Raw genomic sequence first — 20,448 nt, forward strand, 5'->3', positions numbered from 1 at the left:
GTCATCCTTCCTGCCTGGGGATTTCGATCCGGCGCCCGGTCTCGGCGCTTTCGATCGCCGCGAAAACCATGGCCAGGCTCTTGATATTGTCGGCGCCGCGCGTCTCCGGCTCGGTGCCGGTTTCCACGGCGCGGACGAAATCTTCCATGACGCCGAGATGCCCGCCGATGCGGTCGGCAGGGTCGAGCGGCGGCACCGCTACCGGCACGACCTTGTCGAGGAGGCCTTCGCGTTCCGGCAGCACGGCTTCGGCCTTCAACTCGTCATGACCATCCCAGGTCAGGCTGCCGCGTTCGCCGACGATGCGCCAACTGCCTTCCCAACTGGTGCGGAAACCGTCGGCGCACCAACTGCCGCGATAGGTGAACATCTTGCCCTGGCCAAGCTCGAAGGTGGCGCTTGCCGACGATCCCTGCCGGTACCAGGAATTGGACGGCTCCCATTCCCGGCAATACACTTCGGTCGGCTCGCCATCGACCATGTAGCGGGCGGCGTCGAATGTATGGATCGCCATGTCGAGCAGCAGCACATGGCGCATGCCTTCGCGGAAACCGCCGAAATGCGGCGCAATGAAAAAATCGGCATGGATGCTGGTCGCAGCGCCGATGGCGCCGGAGCCGAGGAAGCGCCGGATGCGCCGGACGTTGGCGACGTAGCGGCGGTTCTGCACCACGGCATGGACGCGTCGCGCGCGCCGCGCATCGTCGATGATGGCGCGCGCATTGTCCGGGCTGTCGGCCAGCGGCTTTTCCGTCAACAGATGACAGCCATGGGCAAAGGCCGAATTCGCCACGGCGCGACGGGCGGCAGGCACGACCACGTCGAACACCGCATCGGGTCTGGTCTGGGAGAGAACGACGTCGAGATCGGTCCCGATCGCGACCCCGGCGAGGTCGTATTCGCGTGCCCGCTGGCGCGCCCTGTCGGCGTCGAGGTCGACGAGACCGACGATCTTGACGGCAGGGGATTGGCTGATGGCCTCGAGCCAGGATTTGCTCATGGCTCCGCACCCGACCAGGACGACGTGCATCATCCAGCGCTCCTCCGGCCAACCCCTCCTGGCTGGCACCCACGGCAGTCCGTAAATAGCTTCCGTAAACGTTTACGATGACACACCCGATGGCGTATATTGTCAATCGGATTTGTACCGTCGGCTCTGAAACGCCTTGGCCGCAAGACCGGCTGGTGCTAGCCAGAAGCAGGAGGGGGAGGCCTTGGCGTCCAGCATTCACGATCTTGCACGGCACCTGAACATTTCGATCGGTACGGTCTCGCGCGCGCTTAACGGGCGCGCCGACGTGAACGCCGAGACACGCCAGCGCGTGCTCGAGGCGGCCCGGAAGCTCAATTATTCACCGAACCACTCGGGCAGGAACCTACGCCGCGGCACCACCCATGCCGTGGCTTTCATGCTGCAGCCGCATCCGGGCGACCAGCAGTATGGCGAGCCGTTCTTCATTCCGTTCCTCACCGGACTGCAAGCGACATTGGCCGAGTGCGGGCTGGACCTGATCATCGTCATGGGCGCGCCGGCGGATTATCAGCAGGAGCGGCTGCGCCGCGTCGTCGAGACGCGTCGTGCCGATGCCGTCGTACTGGCCTGGACGCGGCGCGAGGACGATCGCATCGACTATCTGAGCAAGGCCGGCTTTCCCTTCGCGACGCTCGGCCGAAGCCGGTCCGGCGACGACAGCTATCCCTCTCTGGATCTGGATTTCGAGAAGGCGGGCGCCGATGCGGTCGACCGGCTGGTTGCGCGCGGCCACCGCCGCATCGCCGCCATCCGGCCGTCGCTTGACCTGAATTTCGGTTATCTGTTTCTGGAGGGTTATTGCAAGGCGCTGCGGCGGCACGGCATCGAAGTCGATCCCGGCCTGATTGTGGACGGTTTTATCAACGAAGCCGGTGGCTACGCGGTGACACCGCAAGTCATGCGGTCGAAGGATCCGCCGACCGCGATTATCTTCAACAACGACTCGATGGCGCTCGGCGGCTGCAAAGCGCTCGCCGAAATGGGGATCAAGCCCGGGCAGGATGTCGCGGTGATCGTCATCGTCGACACGCCGCTCTGCCGTTATTTCTCGCCGGCGCTGACCGGCTTTCGCCCGAGCCTGGATCCGATGGGGCGGCGCCTCGGCGAAATCCTGCTCGCCTCGCTCCCGGCTTTCGCCGGCGCGAAAGGGCCAGAGATCATTCGCGAGGTCTGGCCGCTGGAACTGGTGGCGCGCGATAGCGATTGACCAGACGATTGTATTGTTATAACAGAACATACATCGACCTTGCCTTGACGCTGCCTGCATCCTAGGCTGCGACTCGTGATGGTCCCCGCGCCGCAAGGCGAGGGGTGAAAAGGGAACATGGTGAGGCCCGATTTTCGGGTCGAAGCCATGGCTGCCCCCGCAACTGTAAGCGGCGAGCAAAATCCGAGAAGCCACTGGCCGGCAAGGCTGGGAAGGCAGGATGGCGCAACGACCCGCGAGCCAGGAGACCTGCCATCTGCATGAGTTGACCGGACGGGGTGTGCCGGGAGGAGACGCGGGGTTCGGTCTTGTCGACCGGTTCAAGCCAGCTTCCTTCCGTCGCCATTTTTGAAAGTGACGGAAGTTGGACGGCTCCATCGATCGCATTCACTGCATTCCCATGCATCGCATCATCGTGTGCACGCTTTGCCGCGATATCGCCACCGAGGTGAATTCAGGCCAGCGTCCGGCAGGATTGGCAAGCAAGACGCTGGCCCGTATTCCGGCAGGCCCTGCAAGGAATTGCCCATGACCGCGCCGCTTCTCGAGGCCCGCGACCTGGCCGCGGCGGCGGATGGCCTGCATCTGGTGCATCCGGTCAGCCTTTCGGTGGCGGCGGGCGACCGTCTCGCCATCATCGGTCCCAACGGCGCCGGCAAGACGACATTGCTGCGCATGCTGTCGGGCATGCTGCGGCCGAGTTCGGGCGAAGTGAAGCTCACCGGGCGCCTGCTGGACAGGATTTCGACCGCCGAGCGGGCGCTGCACATCGCCGTCGTCGGCCAGACCGATCAACCGGATCCACGGCTGGCGGTGATCGATTATGTCGAGCTCGGCCGGGTTCCGCATACCGGCCGCAGGCACAGGAGCGAGGAACGCGACATTGTCGTCGAGGCGCTGCGCCGGACCGGGCTGTTGCCGCTGCTTGGCCGCACCATCGGCTCGCTGTCGGGCGGCGAGCGCCAGCGCGCCCAGCTTGCCCGCGCCATCGCACAGGAGCCGAAGATCCTGTTCCTCGACGAGCCGACCAACCATCTCGACCCGCGGGCGCGCAGCGAGTTGCTCGAACTGGTTGCAGGCCTCGGCATGACCGTGATCGCGGTGCTGCACGATCTGGCGCTGGTGACGCCTTTCGCCACCAGGGTCGCGGTGATGAGCCATGGCCGGTTGCATGTGCTGGCGCCGCCACGCGAAGCACTCACTCAGCAGCTGATCCGCGAGATCTTCGGTGTCGACGTCTTTAGGTTGCGCCACCCGATGGAGGACCGCGAGCTGACGGTGTTCGAGGTTCCGAACCGTGCCGCGCCATCTTCGTGAGCGCAGATCCAATTCCCGTGCAACGAAGGAGCAACATCCGTGAAACGCCTTGCCGTATCTCTTGCCTTCTCCCTGCTGGCCTCTACGGCCTTCGCCTTTCCGGTGACGGTCGACAGCTGCGGCAAGTCGCTGACCTTCGACGCGCCTCCAAAGCGCGCTGTCATTCACGATCTCAACATGGCCGAGATGGCCTTCGCCCTGAAGCTGCAGCCGTCGATCGTCGGCCTGACCGGCATCACCGGATGGTACAAGGTCGGCCCCGAATTCAAGGCCGAGCAAGGCTCGATCCCGGAACTGGCGCCCAAATATCCGACGCTGGAAAACCTGGTCGCTGTCGAGCCCGACTTCTTCTTCGCCGGTTGGTACTACGGCATGAAGCCGGGCGGCGAGGTGACGCCCGATACGCTGGCGCAACACGGCATCAAGACCCTGGTGCTGACGGAAAGCTGCGTCCATCTCGACAAGAACCGCCCCGCCGCTTCGATGGACCTGCTCTATGGCGATGTCGAGAAGCTGGGCAAGATCTTCGGCAAGGAGGCCGAAGCGGATAAGCTCGTCTCCGGCTGGAAGGCGCAGCTCGCCGAAATCACGGCCAAGGTCGGCGCCCGCAGGGGAACGCGCGTGTTCCTCTATGATTCCGGCGAGGACAAGCCGTTCACATCAGGCAAGTTCGCCATTCCCAACGCCATGATTTCCGCGGCCGGCGGCGACAACATCATGGCCGACATGGACACCAGCTGGGGCAACACGGATTGGGAGACGGTGGCCTCGCGCAATCCGCAATTCCTCATCCTGCTCGACTATCAGGATGGCGGCGGCTACCGGAAGCTGCTCGATTTCCTGAAAGCGCATCCGGCAATGAAGGAGACGGACGCGGTCAGGAACGAACGCTTCGTGGCGCTTCGCTATGCCGAACTGACACCCGGGCCGGCCAATATCGACGCGATCGGCAAGATTGCCAGGGCGATGCATCCGGAAGCGTTTTAACCGGGAACATGACTTTGCGGCACAAGGCATTCCTATTGGCCATGACGGCGGCGGCGTTGGCAATCGCCGCGTTCGCGCTGCTGTCGATCGCCTATGGCTCGACGATGATTCCGTTGGGCGACGTCGTTGCAGCACTTGGCCATGCGATCGGATTGAAGGGGCATGACGTGTCCGGCCCGGTCGGCAGGATCGTCGTCGACCTCAGATTGCCGCGCATAATCCTGGCCATCTGTGTCGGCGGCGGCCTGGGCGTGGTCGGCGCGCTGTTACAGACGGTGACGCGCAACGATCTTGCCGATCCGTTCCTGTTCGGCCTCTCGTCGGGAGCCGCCGCCGGCGCTGTCTCCGTCATCACCGTCTTCGGCGACAGTTTCGGGATCTGGACGCTACCGATCGCTGCGTTCACCGGCGGTATTCTGGCGGCTTGCGTTGTGCTTTTGCTGGTTGCGCGGGTGAGGGGACAAGGCCCCGAACGGCTGATCCTCGCCGGACTTGCGGTCTCCTTCATGTTCACCGCATTGACCAATTACCTGGTCTTTGCCGGTGACCAGCGCGCCGCCCATTCGGTGCTGTTCTGGACGATGGGCGGGCTCGGCCTTGCGCGGTGGGACAATATCTGGCTGGGTGCGCTTGGGGCCGGCACGATTGCGGCGTACGGGCTGTGGAATCATCGCCGGCTGGACGCTTTCCTGGCCGGCGAAAATGCCGCCGAAAGTCTTGGCGTGCCGGTGGCGCGAATGCGACGGACGACGTTTCTGGTCGCCGCTTTTTCGACCGCGGTCCTGGTTTCGGTCGCTGGCGTCATCGGCTTCGTCGGCCTCATGATCCCGCATCTGTCGCGGCCGCTGGCCGGCGCGCTGCATCTGCGCCTGATCGTAAGTTGCGCGCTGTTCGGGGCGGTGCTGTTGCTGGCAAGCGACCTTCTGGCGCGCACATTGCTGCCGCCGCAGGAACTGCCGATCGGCATCATCACCAGCTCGCTCGGCGCCTTCTTCGTTGTCACCATGCTGATCCGCAACCGCTTGTAATGGGTGTCGCGGCGGCCGAGATCATCGGACGCAGCCATGATTGTGCTGCACGGCTGCCATGCACGTTTGCCGGCTTCTGGAACAATGCCGGACTTGAATGATAAGCACGCTTATTATATATGCCACTCATGGTTTCCGAAGGCGTAGACAGATTGGGATTTTTGATCCACGACGTGCAGCGGCTGATGCGAAAGCGCTTCGAAGCGCGCGCCAGCGGCCTTGGCCTGTCCTCGGCGCAATGGCGCCTGATGGTTCGCGTCGCCAAGGAAGCGGGCGTTTCGCAGGCGCGGCTTGCCGAACTGCTTGAAATCGAGCCGATCAGCGTCTCGCGGCTGGTTGACCGGATGGAGGAGGGCGGCTGGATCGAGCGCCGCTCCGACGCCGCCGACCGCCGCGTGCGCATGATCTTCCCAACTCCCAAGGCAAGTGCCGCGTATGCGGAGGTCAAGAGCCTCGCCGGCGAAGTCTATGAGGAGTCGCTGACCGGCGTTTCGCCAGACGATCGCCGCGTCCTGATCAGGGCATTGGATGCGATGGCACAGAATCTCGCGGATGGCGATTCACCGTCCTGCGACAAGGTCAAGAATACGGAAGGCGCAGCAGCATGAACGCGGTAGCCAAGGTCGACGAAAACGCCGCCAAAGTGGAAATGGAAGCGCCGCAGCAGCCGGCCGCGGCCCCTGTTACAATGACACCTCCGGCAGAGCCGACGCCGGTGCCAAAGAAGAAGCGCCGTCTCGGCCGCTTCTTGTTGATGTTCGCCCTGCCGGCGGCGTTGGTCATTGGTGGCGGCTATGTCTGGGTCACTGGAGGGCGCTACCAGGAGACGGAGAACGCCAACCTGCAGCAGGCCAAGGTATCGATCGCCTCGGACACGGCGGGCCGCATCGTTCAGGTTGCGATCTCGGACAATCAGAGGGTGAAGCAAGGCGATCTTCTCTTCGCCATTGACCCCGAGCCTTACCGGATCGCACTTGCGCAGGCCGACGCGGCGGTGGCCGCCGCGCGGCTCAACGTCGAACAGCTGCGCGCCGCCTACAGCCAGGCCATGGCGCAGGAGAAATCCGCCAGCAGCGAAGTTGCCTATGCCCAGTCGCAATACGACCGTGCCGCCGATCTCGCCCAGAAAGGTATCAACGCCAAGTCTTCGCTCGATGAGGCCAGGAACGATCTCGATAAGGCAAAGCAGCAGCTTGCCGTCGCCCAACAGGGCATCGTCAGCGCCAAGGCGGCGCTGGGCGGCAATCCCGATATCGAGACCGACAAACATCCGACCGTGATGTCGGCGCTCGCAGCGCGCGACAAGGCTGCCTACGACCTGGCGCAGACCACGGTGAAGGCGCCTGCCGATGGCGTCGTCTACCAGGCCGCGTCCTTCAAGGTCGGCCAGTATGTCGGCTCCGGCACGCCGCTGTTCTCGCTGGTCGAGACCGGCGATACCTGGATCGACGCCAATTTCAAGGAAACACAGCTGACCAATATGAAGCCGGGCCAGAAGGCAGAAATCGTGGTCGACACCTATCCGGGCAGGACCTTCGAAGCGACCGTCAAGGCTATCGGCGCCGGCACCGGAGCGGACTTCTCGCTTCTGCCCGCCCAGAACGCTACCGGCAACTGGGTCAAGGTCACCCAGCGCATTCCGGTCCGCCTGGAGCTGAGCGATCCCGACGCCAAGATGATGCTGCGCACAGGCATGAGCGCGGCCGTTACCGTCGACACGGGCGTGGCGCGCGGCCTGCCTGGCATTTTCGGCCACGCCACGGCTGGCGAGGTCGCGAAGTAAATCAGCGGAAGCCCGCGGGGATCATGCGGGTGGACGCACTGAGCAGGGGGATTGGTCTGATGGGAGGAGTGGAAGGGTCAGCCTTCGGGGCAAACCGCATCGCGGCTTGATCGAAAGCTGAAATCTTCGACACGGACCCGTCGGTCCTCATGTTTCCGGGCGGCAGGCATCCGCTCAATCGAGACTTTCGGTCGATGTAACCCCCACATCGATAATCGCGTCCCACCGCGATGAGGGTCTCTCAACGGAAGGCTTTGCCGCCCGGAAACCCTGTGTACACGTTTTTGTTACCGGCTGGAAGTTCCGCATCATGAGCACGCCAGAACCTTTCAAAGAAGTGCCGCATCGTGGCCTGATCACGGTTGCGCTCATGCTGGCGACGATCATGCAGGCGCTCGACACCACGATCGCCAACGTCGCGCTGCCGACCATGACCGGCGATCTCGGCGCCTCGCCCGACAACATCAACTGGGTGCTGACCTCCTACATCGTGGCGGCAGCGATCATGACGCCGGTCACCGGCTGGCTTGCGGACCGTTTCGGCCGCAAGGAACTGTTCCTGACGGCGGTGGTCGGCTTCACCATCTTCTCGATGCTGTGCGGTCTGGCCTGGAGCCTTGAAACCATCGTGTTGTTCCGGCTCATGCAAGGCGTGTTCGGCGCCGCGATCGTGCCTCTGTCGCAGACCTTCCTGCTCGACATCAACCCGAAGGAACGCCACGGCCAGGCAATGGCCATCTGGGGCGCCGGCATCATGCTGGGGCCGATTCTGGGTCCCACGCTTGGTGGCTGGCTGACCGAGAATTTCAGCTGGCGCTGGGTGTTCTTTATCAACCTGCCGGTCGGCATCGTCGCCTTCCTTGGCATGGCCGCTTATCTGCCGGCCATTGCGCGGCGGGTGCGAAGCTTCGATTTCTTCGGCTTCGCCATGATATCGCTCGGCGTCGGCGCTCTGCAGCTGCTGCTCGATCGTGGTGGCGAGGTCGACTGGTTCTCGTCGGTCGAGATCTGGATCGAGCTTGGCCTTTCGATAACCGGCTTCTGGGTGTTCATCATCCACACGATGACGGCAGAGCATCCCTTCATCGACCCCAAGATCTTCCTCGACCGCAATTTCGTGACCGGGCTGGCGTTCATCTTCGTCATGGGCGTGCTCATCCTGGCGAGCATGTCGCTGCTGCCGCCGATGCTGTCGACCATCTTCGGCTATCCGACCATCACCATCGGCATCGTGATCGGGCCGCGCGGCGTGGGGACGATGATCTCGATGCTCGTCGTCGGCCGGCTCATGAGCAAGGTCGACGCCAGAATCCTCGTCGTCATCGGCTTCCTCCTGACCGCGCAGTCGCTCTACACGATGGCCGGCTTCTCGCCCCAGATGGACAACTGGCTGATCATCACTTCCGGCATCATCCAGGGCCTGGGAATGGGAATGGTATTCGTGCCGCTGTCGACGGTGGCCTTCGCCACGCTTGACGTGCGCTTCCGCACCGATGCCACGGCTTTGTTCAGCCTTGTGCGCAACCTCGGCTCGTCCATCGGCGTATCGGTCGTGACGGTGCTCATGGTGCGCAATACACAGATAAATCACGCCGAGCTTTCCACCTTTATCAATCCGTTCAACCCCAATCTGTGGGCGGTTTCGCCGGCGGCGGCCGGCGGCGACCAGATGGCATTGTCCCAGGTCGACAGGATGGTGAACATCCAGGCGATGATGATCTCTTACGTCAACGACTTCAAAATCCTGATGATAATGACGCTGGCCGCCATTCCGTTCGTGATCCTGCTGCGCAAGCCGAAGACGGCGCCGGCTGGCGGCGCGCCGGCGGCACATATGGATTGATATTCGCCGACGGCTGTCCGCTGCCGGCGATGGCTTTGCTACCTTCCGAGCACCAGGGCCCAGTAGCGGAGGCTGGGGTCGCGGCCGTCGCGGACATAGGCAAGCCCGAAACGGCTGAAGTCCGGATCGAGTATGTTGCGCCGGTGGCCGGTCGAATGCATCCAGATGTCGAACAGTTTCTGCTGGTCGAAGCGGCCTTCGGCGATGTTCTCGGCCGCAGCGCCGTGCACGCCATTGTCCTTCATGCGCGAGGCGAAATCCTTGCCCCAGCCGGTGGTGTGGCTCATGCGCGTCCGCGACGCCATGTAGCCGGCCTGCTGCAACGCCGCCTGTTCGAGCTGGGTGTCCGCGGTCAGCGGACTCCGCCCGGCCGCGGCGCGCAAGTTGGCCAGGGTGGCCGTGGCGGAGGAAGAGACACCTGCGCCCTCACCGGTGGGCACGGAAACGGTGCTGCAGGCGGCAAGCCCGGCTATGGCCGCAAGACCGATCAGCAAGGAGCGCCTTGTCCGGAGCGGTTCTGGAGGGAGGTCGATGACAATGCTCATTCCTACCTGCATAGTCGCGATCATGGCTTTTGACGGGCAAGCCGAAAAAACTGTCGAGGAAATTGATGCCCTGGCCTTCGCTGATCGCACCGCGCAGTCTTGAAGCGTTGCGTTCGGCCATCCAGCTCCGAATGGCCCATCATCCGAGAAATCCGATGCCGAAGATCGCGCGGCTTCTGCCGGGCAGCGATGACAATCCCGTGATGGCCTGTCCGGAACCATCGATTTGGCGACAGCCCCTGGCAAATCGGGTATGCTGTTACATCTACTAGTGGCAGCTACGGGCGGCCATCACGGTGGTGACCGCCCCCGACAACGGGAGGAAGCTTATGGCCAGCTTTCATGTCATGGCGGACGCGCGCGGAATGCATGTGCAGCCCACGGTGCGCCACATCACCACATCGGACCTCTGGGATGCGCTGCGGCTCGGCGCCGAGGATTTCTGGGCAAAACCGTCTCACTACGTTTTCCTGTGCCTGATCTATCCCATCGTCGGCCTGATCCTGACGCAGTGGACGTCTGGCTCCAACGCCATTCAGCTCGTCTATCCCTTGATGTCGGGTTTCGCCCTTGTCGGCCCTTTCGCCGCGCTCGGCCTCTACGAGATCAGCCGCCGGCGCGAGCTCGGCATGAACACCAACTGGCGGCATGCCCTCGATGTCCGCCACTCGCCTGCGGTGCCTTCGATCGCGGTCATCGGCATCATGCTTTTCGTGCTGTTCCTGTTGTGGCTGTTCACCGCGCAGTCGATCTACACCAGCCTGTTCGGCGACCAGCCGCCGGCTTCGATCGGCGCCTTTGTCCGCGACGTGCTGACGACCAGCAAAGGCTGGACGTTGATCCTTCTCGGCAACGCCGCCGGCTTCGTTTTCGCCGTGATCGTGTTGGCCACCACTGTCGTCGCCTTCCCGTTGCTGCTCGACCGTGACGTCGGCGCCGTTTCGGCCATAGAAACCTCGGCGCGGGCGGTGATGGCAAATCCGCTGCAGATGGCTCTTTGGGGCCTGACGGTCGCGGTGCTGCTGGTGATCGGTTCGATCCCGCTGTTTGCCGGGCTCGCGGTCGTTATGCCTATCCTTGGCCATGCCACCTGGCACCTCTACCGCAAGGTGGTGGAACCGGAGCGGACCCAGCAGACAAGGCGGCCGATGTAAACCAACGCCGGGACCGCCGCCCTCAGCGCTGTGCGTCGGTCGCCATCTTCAGCGCCAGCGCCGTCAGCACGCCTCCCATCATCCAGCGCTGGATGACCAGCCACAAAGGCCGCCCGGCGAGAAACGCGGCGATCGAGCCGGCCGTCACCGCGATGATGGCATTCACGGTCAGGCTGATCGAAATCTGCGTCGCGCCGAGCACAAGAAGCTGAGACAGGACATGGCCTTTGCCAATGCTGATGAATTGCGGCAGCAGCGACAAATAGAGCACCGCCACCTTCGGATTGAGCAGATTGGTCATCAGGCCCATGGCGAACAGCTTGCGCGGCCCGTCTTTCGGCAGGTCGCGCACCTGGAATGGCGAGCGTCCGCCCGGCTTCACGGCCTGCCAGGCCAGCCACAGGAGATAGAGCACGCCGGCAAAGCGCAGCGCGTCATAGGCGAAGGGCACGGCCAGCAGCAGCGCCGTGATGCCGAATGCCGCCGACAGCACATAGAAGACAAAACCGACGGCGACCCCGCCAAGCGAGATCAGTCCGGCCTTCGGCCCTTGCGACAGGGAGCGCGAGATCAGGTAGATCATGTTTGGACCCGGCGTCAGCACCATGCCCAGGCAGACCAGCGCGAAGGCGAGGTGGTTGGCGGTATCGGGCATTGTTCGTCCCCAGGCGTGCCGCGATGGATGCGATCCAGCGTGCGGCATTATGTGCCTGTTGCGGCAGGCGCCCACAAGGGCTTGGCGGCGTCAGGCGTTGCGCCAGAGTCCGGTTAACCGACCACGCGCAGGTTCGACAATTCGTTGCCGATTTCCTTGAAATCGTTGGACAGGCTGGCGCCCGTCGCATTCCAGAACAGCTTGGCGGGTTTGCTCGGATCCGCCGGGTCCTTGCGGAAGCGCGAGTCCGACGAGCATGATTTCAGCGCATCGATGGCGTTCTTGTCGGTGGTCTTGGTCGTGGACAGGTCGAGAGCCACCGTCATCACCATGATGTCGGCCGCCTTGGCGTTGTTGCAAAGCGTCGTCATCTGCTCGTTGAGCGCGCTGGTGTAATTGCCGTTCGAATAGTCGAACTGGCCGATGGCGCTGGATGTACCCATGAACAGGCGCCCGACCGAGGTGCCGGCATAGCCGGGCTTGAGATAGCCGTAGGACGCGTAGGTCGACTTCGAATCGGCGGGGTCGGAATAGCTGAGCGAGGAAGGCGTGTAATAGGTGTTGGCGCCGTCGGTCAGCACGATCACCACCTTGTCGTTGCCTTTTTCTGTTTCCGGGCGCCCCTGCGTGAACGGCTCGCCGCTCGAGACCACCCGCCAGCCCCAGCCCATGCCCTCGGGAACATTGGTGCCGCCATCCGGCTGCATCAGGTCGATCGCGGCTTTGATCGTGGCGAGCCCATCGGCGACGCTGACGTCGGTCAGCGGCGTGATCGGGTTGGTGGTGCAACTGTAGTTCGGGCCGTTGCCTGCGGGCAATACCGGCGCATCGATCGGCCGCGGCTGGAAATATTTGGTCATGTTGCGCAGCCGGGCTTGGCCGCTGCTGCTTGAAGGATCGTCGTTCCACCAGCTGTTGATGGCGCCGTAGGTCTTTGGTGCGGCTTCGTTGGGATCCTGGGTGATCTTCCAGTGATTGCCGGGTTCATCCGGGGCGAACATCGGCACGAACATCGTCGCCGGATCGCCCACGCCTATCCCGGTATTGGCCGAGCCGCCGGACGGCGGGGCGTCGTTGACATTGTAGGGGTAGGGCCGGGCTTCGACACAGCCTTGCCAGCTGGCGAACGGACCGTAGGAATCGACATAGTCGTATGCGTCGTAACTGCGCTTGCAGGTATTGTTCCAGTTGTATTCAGCACAAACAACGTGCTTGCTGTTTTTAACACGCTCATGGCTGGTGACGACCTTCATGTCGCGGTAGAGCGAAAACCGGGTCAGCATCTGGCCTTCCTCGTCGCCCCAGCCGGTGCCGCGTTTGTACCAGATGCCGTTGGTCTGCTGGGCGTATTTGTTGGCGGCGTTCAGCGTCGACCAGTCGAAATTCTCGTTCGACACCGGTGACAGGCCCTCGGTGTCCATCCAGGACGCGTTGCCGTTGCCAGGACCGACATTGACCGAGGCGGCAAAGGGTACGAGGCCGAACTGCACCGGCTTGTCGACCTGCTTGATCATCGCGGCCTGCTGGGCAAGCGTGTCGACCAACTGCTTCGCCGCGGTCTTGAGGAGATCGATGCGCTTCTGCCCCGAGCCGGTTCCGGGCGTGACCATCGAACCGGAATTGTCCAGCACCAGCGCCACTTCGAGCGTGTTCTTCAGCCGCACCTCAGAGCATGCGGTGAAGCCGATATTGGTGGCGCCGGTGCCGCCGAGCAGTACCTTCGCCGTCGGCAGGAAGTAAGGATTATAGGTCAAGGTGCCGCAAAGCTTCATTGTTCCGCCGCCAGCGGCGTTGCTGGGCAAAGTGAGGTTGAGCGTCGTGTTGGCGGGATCGACATCGTTCAGATTGGCGTTGAAGAAGTCGAGCGCATAGGCTCTCAGCTGGTCGTCGGTGGCGCCTTCCGTCAGGCGGCGCGCGGTGGCGAAGTTGGCGGCGTCGAGCGCGTTCAACACCGTCTGCTTTTCGCGGTTCATTTCCGTGAAGTCGACCGCGAGCGCCAGCCCGCCCATCAGCGGGACCATCGCGAAGGCCGTCATGAGAGCATAGTTGCCGCGCCTGTCGCGGCGGAACTGACGCCAGATTTCACGCATGTCTTGCAGCGGCCCCCGCCGGCGGATTCTCGATCGACGCCAGCTTTCCACAAAACGCTGAAGGACGGGTTTGGGAAACCGCTCGATTGCTTGGTTCGCGCTTCACCAAGCACTAACCAATCTGGAGCGGCCCCCCGGTGCCTCCAAAAAACGACACCCCGCCGGATGCAGGGCGTCGACGTGGAATTCGTCGGATCAGCTGACGATGCGCAGGTTGGACAGCTCGTTGCCGATCGCCTTGAAATCGTCGGACAGCGTTGCGCCCGTCGAATTCCAGAACAGCTTCATCGGCTTGCTCGGATCGGTCTTGTCCTTGCTGAAGCGGGAATCCGAAGAACAGGCCTTCAGCGCATCCATCTGCGTTTTCTCCGCTGTCTTGGTGGCGTCCAGATCAAGCGCGATGGTCATGACCATGACCCCGGCGGCCTTGGCGTTGTTACACAGGGCGGTGAAATGCTCGTTCATCGCTTTGGTGTAGTTGGCGTTGCTGTAGTCGTCCTTGGTGACATCCGTGCCGAGGAACATGCGGCCATAGGTATAGCTTTTGATGAAAGGTACGGCGTATCCGAGAGCCGAATAGATCGCCTTGCTGCCAGCCATGTCGTTGCCGCCAGAACTCCAATTGGTTCCAGAGTAGGTCTGCGCCGTCACCGACGTTGGCGTGTAGTAGGTATTGGCGCCGTCGGTCAGCACGATCAGCACCTTGTCATTGCCTCTTTCCGTCTCGGGCCGTCCCTCGGTGAAGGGTGCGGTGCTGGACAGGGTTCGCCAGCCCCAGGCCATGCCTTCCGGCACGTTGGTGGCGCCGTCAGCGGCCATGGCGTCGATGGCGGCTTTGACCGCGTCGGCGCCGGCCGTCGTGGAGACGTCGGTCAGCGGCTTGATCGCCGTTGTGCTGCAACTCGTGTTGGGACCGGCATCCATGCCATAGCCTGATGTCACCGTAGTCCCCGGATCATTGAAATATTTCGGCATGTAGCGCTGGCGTTCGGCGCTGGTGACTGGCGGCACAAGTGTCCCCGACGGCACGTCGGCACGCCAATTGTTGTTGGCCGGCCGGCTGCTGCTGTCGATGAGATCGGTTTCATCGGGCGCGAACATCGGCACGAACAGGGTAGCGGGTGTGGACGCTGCGGTATCCTGGATGTTGTATGGATATGGCCGAGATTCGACACAGCCTCCCCAGTTGGCAACCGTATCGTAGGTGTAGGTCCTGCAACTGCCGTCCCGGTTCCTTGAACTGCACCCCGTGGTGCGTTTCATCTGTTTGTAGATCGAGAACCGGGTCAGCGGCTGGTCTTTCTGGCTCGCGTCCCAGCCGGTGCCTTTCGCATACCAGATGCCGGCGATGTTTTGCGCGTATTTGGTCGTCCCCCACGGCGACTTTTCCTGCGTCATGGTGTTCGTCCAGTCGAAATTCTCGTGATGGATCGGCGAGATGCCGGTCGTGTCCATCCACGCCGCCGAGGCGTTGCCCGGACCGACATTCACCGAGGCGGCGAAAGGAACGAGGCTGAACTGGACCGGCTTGGTGACCTGCCTCATCTGCTGGGCCTGGCCGGCCAACTGGTCGACCAACTGCTTGGCGGCGCTCTTGAGAAGGTCGAACCGCACCTTGTTCGAGCCTTTGCCGAGCTCCTTCATCGAACCGGAATTATCAAGCACCAGCGACACTTCCAACGTGTTCTTCAGGCGTACTTCGGAGCAGGTGCTGAAGCCGATATCGGTGCTGCCGGCGCTGCCGCCCAGCAGTAGTTTAGCCGTCGGCTCGAAATAGGGCTTGTAGACCAAGGTCGCGCAGAGCTTCAGCGTCCCGCCGCCTGTGTTGTTGTTGGGCAGCGTCACGGCCAGCGTGGTGTTGGCCGGATCGATATGCGCGAGATTGGCTTCGAAGAAATTCTTGGCATAGGCCACGGCGTCGGCGTCGCTGGCGCCGGCAACGATCTGCTGGGCCGTGGCGAAGCCGGCCGCGTCCAAGGCGTTCAAGGCGTTTTGCCTTTGGCCCACCATTTCCGTATAGTCGACGGCGATCGCCACGGCGCCCATCAGCGGCACCATGGCGAGCACGGTCATCAGCGCATAATTGCCACGCCGGTCGCGTCCGAATCTTCGGATCATTGTCACACCTGCCCCGCCAAATCGATAGTCAGTGGGGACGGTGTCATAAATCGTTAAATTTCAGGTTTCTGGAATATATCCAAGGTCAGCTTGCACTTTCAAAGCTCGTTAACCAACCAGTGAACGGTGGTGGATGCCGGTACAGGCGGGCGAAAGCTGGTGACAGGCTGGGCCGGTTCGGATAATTCCAACCGGCTGCGGCGAACCGTCGGCTGCGGCACCGCAACGATCATGACTGAAGGATACGGCATGGCGGCCTCGCCTGACATCATCGGTTCGCTCGAAGACGTGTCGAAGAACTATTCGGCCATTCTCTGCGATGTCTGGGGCGTGGTGCACAATGGCGAAAGGCATTTTCCCGCGGCTGCGTCGGCGCTGGCGACTGCCCGTACGGCCGGCATTCCCGTCGTCCTGATCACCAATTCGCCGCGCCGCAGCGCCGACGTCGTGGCCCAGATGAACGTCATCGGCGTTCCCCCATCGGCCTACGACCGCGTGGTCACCTCGGGCGACGTGACCCGCGACCTAATCGTGGAAGGCCCGCGAAAGATCTTCCATGTCGGCGCCGAGCGAGACTTGACCCTCTATGACGGGCTCGACGTCGATCTCGTCGAGGAGTTCGAGGCATCCGGCGTCGTCTGCACCGGCCTGTTCGATGACGAAGTGGAGAAGCCCGAAGATTATGCGGAGCTGCTGCGGCGGTTGCGCGCCAGGAACTTGCCTTTCATCTGCGCCAACCCGGATATCATGGTCGAGCGCGGCGAACGCATCATCTGGTGCGCCGGCGCCCTGGCACGCGACTACGCGCAGCTCGGCGGCCGCACGCTGATAGCCGGAAAGCCATATGCGCCGGTCTATGATGTGGCGATGAAGGAGGTGGCGGAGATCCTTGGCCGGCCGGTCGAGCGCCGCCAGGTGCTGGCCATCGGCGACGGCATGCTGACCGATATCAAGGGCGCGGCCGGCAACGGTTTCGACGTTCTCTATGTCTCGGGCGGCATCCATGCCCGCGACTATGGCGATGCATCGCAGCCGGATCCGGCAAGGCTCGCCGCGTTTCTTGACAGGCACGGCTATCATCCAGTAGCCGTCATTCCCAGGCTGCGGTAGATGGCGATGGACGCTTTCCAGCACCTTTCGGCAACCGCGCCGCTGCCCGCCGATTTGCGCGGCGGCGTTGTCGCGATCGGCAATTTCGACGGTGTCCATCGCGGTCATCAGGCGGTGCTCGAACGGGCATTGGCGGAGGCGCGGCGGCGTGGCGTGCCGGCGCTGGTGCTGACTTTCGAACCGCACCCGCGAAAGATATTCAGGCCCGAGATACCGCTGTTCGTGCTGACGCCGCCGCCGATGAAGGCGCGGCTCCTGTCGCTGCTGGGCTTTGCCGCGCTCGTCGAACAGCCTTTCACGCGCGACTTCGCCTCGCTGTCGGCGGAAGCTTTCGTGACCGACGTGCTGGAGAGAACGCTTGGCATCACCCATGCCGTGACCGGCTTCGATTTTCATTTCGGCAAGGACCGCCAGGGCGGGCCGGCCTATCTGATGGCGGCTGGCGAGCGCCATGGCTTCGGCGTCACGCTGGTCGATGCATTTCGGGACGAAAGCGCCGAGGTGGTTTCATCGAGCCGCATCCGCGCCTTGCTTTGCGAAGGCGCGGTGGCCGAGGCCGCCGGCCTGCTCGGCTATCGCTTCACGGTGGAGAGCGAAGTCGTGGACGGCCAGAAGCTAGGGCGAACGCTCGGCTTTCCGACCGCCAACATGAGGCTTCCCGCCGAGGCGACCCTCAGGGAAGGCATCTATGCCGTTCGCTTTCGCCGCGCCGACGGAAGGCTGCATGACGGAGTTGCCAGCTTTGGCCGCCGTCCGACCGTCGACGATGATGGCGCGCCGCTTCTGGAAACCTTCGTCTTCGATTTTTCCGGTGACCTCTATGGCGAGATCTGCCAGGTGTCGTTCTTCGGTTACCTGCGCAGCGAGGTCAAGTTCGACGGGCTTGATGCGCTGGTCGCGCAGATGAAGCGCGACGAGGCCGAGGCGAGAGCACTGCTGGCCGGCGTCAAGCCGCTTTCGCAACTCGACGCGGCCATGGCTTTTTGAAGCATGGTCCCGAAAAGTGGCGCCCGGTTTTCGGGTTAGATCATGCTCGAACCAGACGTTACTTTTTCAGCGCCAGACCGACGGCGATGAAGGTCCAGCCCTGGAAGATCAGGTCGATTGCCAGGAACAGGCCGAGCACCCATACGCTGTTGACCGGCCAGCCCATGGCTATGATCAATCCTGCGATCGCGCTGATGGCGCCGGCCGCGACGATCCAGCCCCAGCCGCGCTCAGGCCGGTGGCTGTAGCCGACCCAGGCGCGCAGCACGCCGGAAGCGACGAGCGCCACGGCCAGCAGGAAGGTCAGCACCGCCGAGGCCAGCAGCGGGTTGTCGAAGGCGAAAAAGCCCGCGACCGCGTAGAGCAATCCGCTGAGCAGCCAGTAGAAGAAGCGGCCCCACGTCTTGACCCCGAAGGCATGCATGATCTCGATGATGCCGGCCACCAGCATCAGCCACCCCACGACATAGACGGAAGCCACCGTGGCAATGAAGAGGTTGCCGAACGCAATGCCGCCGAGGATCAGCAGCAACACGCCCAGGCCAACAAACCACCCCCACTTTGCTCGCGTCTGTCCGATCGCGTTCTTCAGTGCATCGCCGTGCAAGGTCATGTCGCCACCTCCATCGAGGACCGCCAGCAGGGAATGAAGTTACCCTTGGTGCCGACCCGCGTCCAGCCGACGGCGGCCGGATGGTGAGCAATGCGAGCCGGACGTCTCGACCTTAAATCAAATTTTACCAAAGCCTCTTCAAAGCTGTGACCGAAAGACAGTCGTATCGTGTTAATGGGGTAGTCATGAGTCCGGTCGGGAAAATTTCTGCAGCCTTGGCTACCGTCATGCTGGCTACCTCGGGTGCGGCCGATGCCGGCGAGGGCGCCTTCGGCTGGCTGTCCGGCGATTGGTATCTGACGGTCGGCGCCACCGGCATGGTGGCGCCTAATTTCGAGGGCGGCAAGAAGTACCTGCTCAGCGCCTCGCCGATCATCTCCTTGGGCAAGGCTGGCCCGGCGGCCCGCTTCACCTCACGCAACGACAACATTTCGCTGGCGCTGGTCGATGACGGCGGCGTTCGCGCCGGCCTGACCGGCAAGTTCCTGTTCTCGCGCGACGATGGCGATGCCGACGAGTTGAAGGGCCTCGATCCGGTCCGCTGGGGCGGCGAGGTGGGCGGCTTCTTCGAATTCTATCCGACGGACTGGATACGTGCGCGTGCCGAGTTGCGGCACGGCATCCGCGCCCATAACGGCTTCGTCGCCGACATCGCCGCCGACGCCTTCTACGATGTGACGCCAACCGTCAGGATCTCTGGCGGGCCGCGCGTCTCGTTCGCCTCCGCCAAATATTTCGACGCCTATTACGGCGTCGACGCGCAGGAAGCCGTGGCCTCGGGGTTGAACCAGTATAATCCCGGCGGCGGCCTGAAATCGGTCGGCCTTGGCGGTGCGGTGACGTGGAAGGTGACCGACCCGATGACCGCCAGCCTGTTCGGGGAATATTCACGCCTCGAAGGCCCGGCCGCCGATTCCAGCCTGGTCAAGGAGCGCGGCGACCGCAACCAGTTCATGATCGGCGTATCGACGACCTATCGCTTCGATTTCAAGATGTAGCCGGTATCGGCCTTATTCCAGCAATCGCGTATCGATCTGTTGACTTGTGGTGCCGACGATGGCGATGCCTTCGCGTTCCAGCAAGGCGGGATTGAGAATATAGTTTCTGGCGAAGGGAACGATCACGCAAGGAACTTCCATGACTGGATGGCTGGCGGCACTGACAAAATCGCTGCCAATCTCGCGTGTCTTGGCCGGATTGTCTTTCCAGCCCTCGGGCAAATCGCGGACGGCAATGGAGACGCCGTCAGGCACTTCGATTTCCAGGAGCTGGAACGTGGGCGGCAAATCTTCCACGTCGACATGAACGAGAATTTCAAGAAGCGCCGTGGCGGGATGATCCGCACAGTACACAATGGCGGTGCCCTTGATGTTCCAACGGCCGGAGCTGAGCATGCCGCCCCGGCCGGACAGGTCGGCGAAGTTGGAGATACGCCATAGACGCATCGTCAGGCGAAAATGCCATAATCGATGCGATGCAGTTCCTCTTCCACCAGGGAAGCACCGGTTTCCGACTGCAGGAGCGTGATAGGCGCTTCGTTGAGCACCCGGCTGCGTTTGCGCAACCAACGTTGCGCTTTTTCGTGGTCTCCGAAAACACGATCCGCCATTGTGGAAATGCGCTCGATGCGCATGACGCGATCGGACTCGGCAATACTCAGTTTCTCATTGCGTTCTTTCCTGCGCGCCAAAGTGCGCCGCGATCCTACGATCTTGTAGATTTCGTCATTGCTGAACCCACGGTGGCGGAGTTCTTCCACCTTGGTGAAGCTGACCAGGAATTGCCCCGTTGCGGCATCCCGGACCAAGCCATCCTGCGCACGCTCGACCTTCTCCTTACGGGCGGCCCGTCTGGCAGCCGGCACGTGGACCTTGCGATGCGGATTGGACATGACGCGCCTCCGGTGCCATTTGCCTAACATATATGCGCAATTGGCACAAGCGGCAAGGCGAGTGCCTTGGAGTTCGGGCTTTCCAAG

At 62.9% G+C, this 20,448-nt stretch carries 19 protein-coding genes and 1 riboswitch; of the genes, 11 read left to right on the forward strand and 8 right to left on the reverse strand.

Annotation, left to right across the window (positions count from 1 at the left end):
- Window position 1: 1 nt before the first annotated feature.
- The gene (locus FJ426_RS17655) at window positions 2-1,033 is read right to left on the reverse strand and encodes a Gfo/Idh/MocA family oxidoreductase (protein ID WP_140560512.1); all 1,032 of its coding nucleotides are present in this window, start codon (window positions 1,031-1,033) and stop codon (window positions 2-4) included.
- Window positions 1,034-1,214: 181 nt separating this feature from the next.
- Here FJ426_RS17655 and FJ426_RS17660 point away from each other — a divergent pair, with 181 nt between their 5' ends.
- The 7 genes from FJ426_RS17660 (at window position 1,215) to FJ426_RS17690 (ending at window position 9,198) form a co-directional block, all read left to right on the forward strand.
- A complete protein-coding gene (locus FJ426_RS17660) occupies window positions 1,215-2,240 on the forward strand; it encodes a LacI family DNA-binding transcriptional regulator (RefSeq protein ID WP_140494255.1) in 1,026 nt (341 codons plus the stop codon).
- Between the two features lie 62 nt (window positions 2,241-2,302).
- A riboswitch (cobalamin riboswitch) is annotated at window positions 2,303-2,512 on the forward strand.
- Window positions 2,513-2,768: 256 nt separating this feature from the next.
- Window positions 2,769-3,557, forward strand: coding sequence for an ABC transporter ATP-binding protein (locus FJ426_RS17665; RefSeq protein ID WP_140560513.1), 789 nt, complete (start codon window positions 2,769-2,771; stop codon window positions 3,555-3,557).
- Window positions 3,558-3,596: 39 nt separating this feature from the next.
- Window positions 3,597-4,544, forward strand: a complete 948-nt coding sequence (locus tag FJ426_RS17670) for an ABC transporter substrate-binding protein (protein WP_140521643.1) — start codon at window positions 3,597-3,599, stop codon at window positions 4,542-4,544.
- 8 nt (window positions 4,545-4,552) lie between these two features.
- Window positions 4,553-5,572: an iron ABC transporter permease gene (locus FJ426_RS17675; protein ID WP_181172756.1), complete on the forward strand. Its 1,020-nt coding sequence runs from the start codon at window positions 4,553-4,555 to the stop codon at window positions 5,570-5,572.
- Between the two features lie 128 nt (window positions 5,573-5,700).
- Window positions 5,701-6,180, forward strand: coding sequence for a MarR family winged helix-turn-helix transcriptional regulator (locus FJ426_RS17680; RefSeq protein ID WP_140495025.1), 480 nt, complete (start codon window positions 5,701-5,703; stop codon window positions 6,178-6,180).
- Window positions 6,177-7,355, forward strand: coding sequence for an HlyD family secretion protein (locus tag FJ426_RS17685; protein WP_140560514.1), 1,179 nt, complete (start codon window positions 6,177-6,179; stop codon window positions 7,353-7,355). Before FJ426_RS17680 ends, FJ426_RS17685 begins: the two co-directional genes overlap by 4 nt.
- A gap of 310 nt (window positions 7,356-7,665) precedes the next feature.
- The gene (locus tag FJ426_RS17690; RefSeq protein ID WP_140494247.1) at window positions 7,666-9,198 is read left to right on the forward strand and encodes a DHA2 family efflux MFS transporter permease subunit; all 1,533 of its coding nucleotides are present in this window, start codon (window positions 7,666-7,668) and stop codon (window positions 9,196-9,198) included.
- A gap of 38 nt (window positions 9,199-9,236) precedes the next feature.
- On the opposite strand, the gene FJ426_RS17695 is transcribed toward FJ426_RS17690, so the two are convergent.
- Window positions 9,237-9,743, reverse strand: coding sequence for a CAP domain-containing protein (locus FJ426_RS17695; protein ID WP_140560515.1), 507 nt, complete (start codon window positions 9,741-9,743; stop codon window positions 9,237-9,239).
- Between the two features lie 329 nt (window positions 9,744-10,072).
- Between FJ426_RS17695 and FJ426_RS17700 the strand changes: the two genes are divergently transcribed.
- Window positions 10,073-10,897, forward strand: a complete 825-nt coding sequence (locus tag FJ426_RS17700; RefSeq protein ID WP_140515546.1) for a DUF2189 domain-containing protein — start codon at window positions 10,073-10,075, stop codon at window positions 10,895-10,897.
- A 22-nt stretch (window positions 10,898-10,919) separates the two neighbouring features.
- Here the strand turns inward: FJ426_RS17700 and FJ426_RS17705 are convergent, their stop codons facing one another.
- The 3 genes from FJ426_RS17705 to FJ426_RS17715 form a co-directional block, all read right to left on the reverse strand.
- Window positions 10,920-11,552, reverse strand: coding sequence for a LysE family translocator (locus tag FJ426_RS17705; RefSeq protein ID WP_140560516.1), 633 nt, complete (start codon window positions 11,550-11,552; stop codon window positions 10,920-10,922).
- A 113-nt stretch (window positions 11,553-11,665) separates the two neighbouring features.
- On the reverse strand, window positions 11,666-13,642 hold the full coding sequence (locus FJ426_RS17710; RefSeq protein ID WP_181172757.1) for a TadE/TadG family type IV pilus assembly protein: 1,977 nt from the start codon (window positions 13,640-13,642) through the stop codon (window positions 11,666-11,668).
- Between the two features lie 195 nt (window positions 13,643-13,837).
- Window positions 13,838-15,760, reverse strand: a complete 1,923-nt coding sequence (locus FJ426_RS17715) for a pilus assembly protein (protein WP_140560517.1) — start codon at window positions 15,758-15,760, stop codon at window positions 13,838-13,840.
- Between the two features lie 249 nt (window positions 15,761-16,009).
- Between FJ426_RS17715 and FJ426_RS17720 the strand changes: the two genes are divergently transcribed.
- Together FJ426_RS17720 and FJ426_RS17725 are read left to right on the forward strand one after the other, a co-directional pair.
- Window positions 16,010-16,870, forward strand: a complete 861-nt coding sequence (locus FJ426_RS17720) for a TIGR01459 family HAD-type hydrolase (protein ID WP_140825488.1) — start codon at window positions 16,010-16,012, stop codon at window positions 16,868-16,870.
- 6 nt (window positions 16,871-16,876) lie between these two features.
- Complete coding sequence (locus FJ426_RS17725) at window positions 16,877-17,857, forward strand: bifunctional riboflavin kinase/FAD synthetase (protein ID WP_140817303.1); 981 nt, start codon at window positions 16,877-16,879, stop codon at window positions 17,855-17,857.
- 58 nt (window positions 17,858-17,915) lie between these two features.
- Here FJ426_RS17725 and FJ426_RS17730 read toward each other — a convergent pair whose 3' ends face one another.
- Complete coding sequence (locus FJ426_RS17730; RefSeq protein ID WP_140494237.1) at window positions 17,916-18,470, reverse strand: HdeD family acid-resistance protein; 555 nt, start codon at window positions 18,468-18,470, stop codon at window positions 17,916-17,918.
- Between the two features lie 227 nt (window positions 18,471-18,697).
- On the opposite strand from FJ426_RS17730, the gene FJ426_RS17735 reads away from it, so the two are divergent.
- Entirely contained in the window at window positions 18,698-19,468 is a 771-nt protein-coding gene (locus FJ426_RS17735) for a MipA/OmpV family protein (protein ID WP_224519163.1), read from the forward strand.
- Window positions 19,469-19,480: 12 nt separating this feature from the next.
- Here the strand turns inward: FJ426_RS17735 and FJ426_RS17740 are convergent, their stop codons facing one another.
- Both FJ426_RS17740 and FJ426_RS17745 read right to left on the reverse strand, forming a co-directional pair.
- Window positions 19,481-19,915 carry an RES family NAD+ phosphorylase gene (locus FJ426_RS17740; RefSeq protein WP_140816999.1) on the reverse strand — a complete coding sequence of 145 codons (435 nt, stop codon included), beginning with the start codon at window positions 19,913-19,915 and terminating at the stop codon, window positions 19,481-19,483.
- Window positions 19,916-19,917: 2 nt separating this feature from the next.
- Complete coding sequence (locus FJ426_RS17745; protein ID WP_140494231.1) at window positions 19,918-20,361, reverse strand: antitoxin Xre/MbcA/ParS toxin-binding domain-containing protein; 444 nt, start codon at window positions 20,359-20,361, stop codon at window positions 19,918-19,920.
- Window positions 20,362-20,448 lie beyond the last annotated feature (87 nt).

Origin of the sequence: Mesorhizobium sp. B2-6-4, from assembly GCF_006441495.1 — a bacterium.
In the GTDB taxonomy this organism is placed as follows: domain Bacteria; phylum Pseudomonadota; class Alphaproteobacteria; order Rhizobiales; family Rhizobiaceae; genus Mesorhizobium.

Bases quoted from the DNA above. Each gene is read 5' to 3' on its own strand.
- FJ426_RS17655 (WP_140560512.1), bottom strand. From the start codon at position 1,033: ATGATGCACGTCGTCCTGGTCGGGTGCGGAGCCATGAGCAAATCCTGG.
- FJ426_RS17665 (WP_140560513.1), top strand. From the start codon at position 2,769: ATGACCGCGCCGCTTCTCGAGGCCCGCGACCTGGCCGCGGCGGCGGAT.
- FJ426_RS17675 (WP_181172756.1), top strand. From the start codon at position 4,553: ATGACTTTGCGGCACAAGGCATTCCTATTGGCCATGACGGCGGCGGCG.
- FJ426_RS17680 (WP_140495025.1), top strand. From the start codon at position 5,701: ATGGTTTCCGAAGGCGTAGACAGATTGGGATTTTTGATCCACGACGTG.
- FJ426_RS17685 (WP_140560514.1), top strand. From the start codon at position 6,177: ATGAACGCGGTAGCCAAGGTCGACGAAAACGCCGCCAAAGTGGAAATG.
- FJ426_RS17690 (WP_140494247.1), top strand. From the start codon at position 7,666: ATGAGCACGCCAGAACCTTTCAAAGAAGTGCCGCATCGTGGCCTGATC.
- FJ426_RS17695 (WP_140560515.1), bottom strand. From the start codon at position 9,743: ATGAGCATTGTCATCGACCTCCCTCCAGAACCGCTCCGGACAAGGCGC.
- FJ426_RS17700 (WP_140515546.1), top strand. From the start codon at position 10,073: ATGGCCAGCTTTCATGTCATGGCGGACGCGCGCGGAATGCATGTGCAG.
- FJ426_RS17705 (WP_140560516.1), bottom strand. From the start codon at position 11,552: ATGCCCGATACCGCCAACCACCTCGCCTTCGCGCTGGTCTGCCTGGGC.
- FJ426_RS17710 (WP_181172757.1), bottom strand. From the start codon at position 13,642: ATGCGTGAAATCTGGCGTCAGTTCCGCCGCGACAGGCGCGGCAACTAT.
- FJ426_RS17715 (WP_140560517.1), bottom strand. From the start codon at position 15,760: ATGATCCGAAGATTCGGACGCGACCGGCGTGGCAATTATGCGCTGATG.
- FJ426_RS17720 (WP_140825488.1), top strand. From the start codon at position 16,010: ATGGCGGCCTCGCCTGACATCATCGGTTCGCTCGAAGACGTGTCGAAG.
- FJ426_RS17725 (WP_140817303.1), top strand. From the start codon at position 16,877: ATGGACGCTTTCCAGCACCTTTCGGCAACCGCGCCGCTGCCCGCCGAT.
- FJ426_RS17730 (WP_140494237.1), bottom strand. From the start codon at position 18,470: ATGACCTTGCACGGCGATGCACTGAAGAACGCGATCGGACAGACGCGA.
- FJ426_RS17735 (WP_224519163.1), top strand. From the start codon at position 18,698: ATGCTGGCTACCTCGGGTGCGGCCGATGCCGGCGAGGGCGCCTTCGGC.
- FJ426_RS17740 (WP_140816999.1), bottom strand. From the start codon at position 19,915: ATGCGTCTATGGCGTATCTCCAACTTCGCCGACCTGTCCGGCCGGGGC.
- FJ426_RS17745 (WP_140494231.1), bottom strand. From the start codon at position 20,361: ATGTCCAATCCGCATCGCAAGGTCCACGTGCCGGCTGCCAGACGGGCC.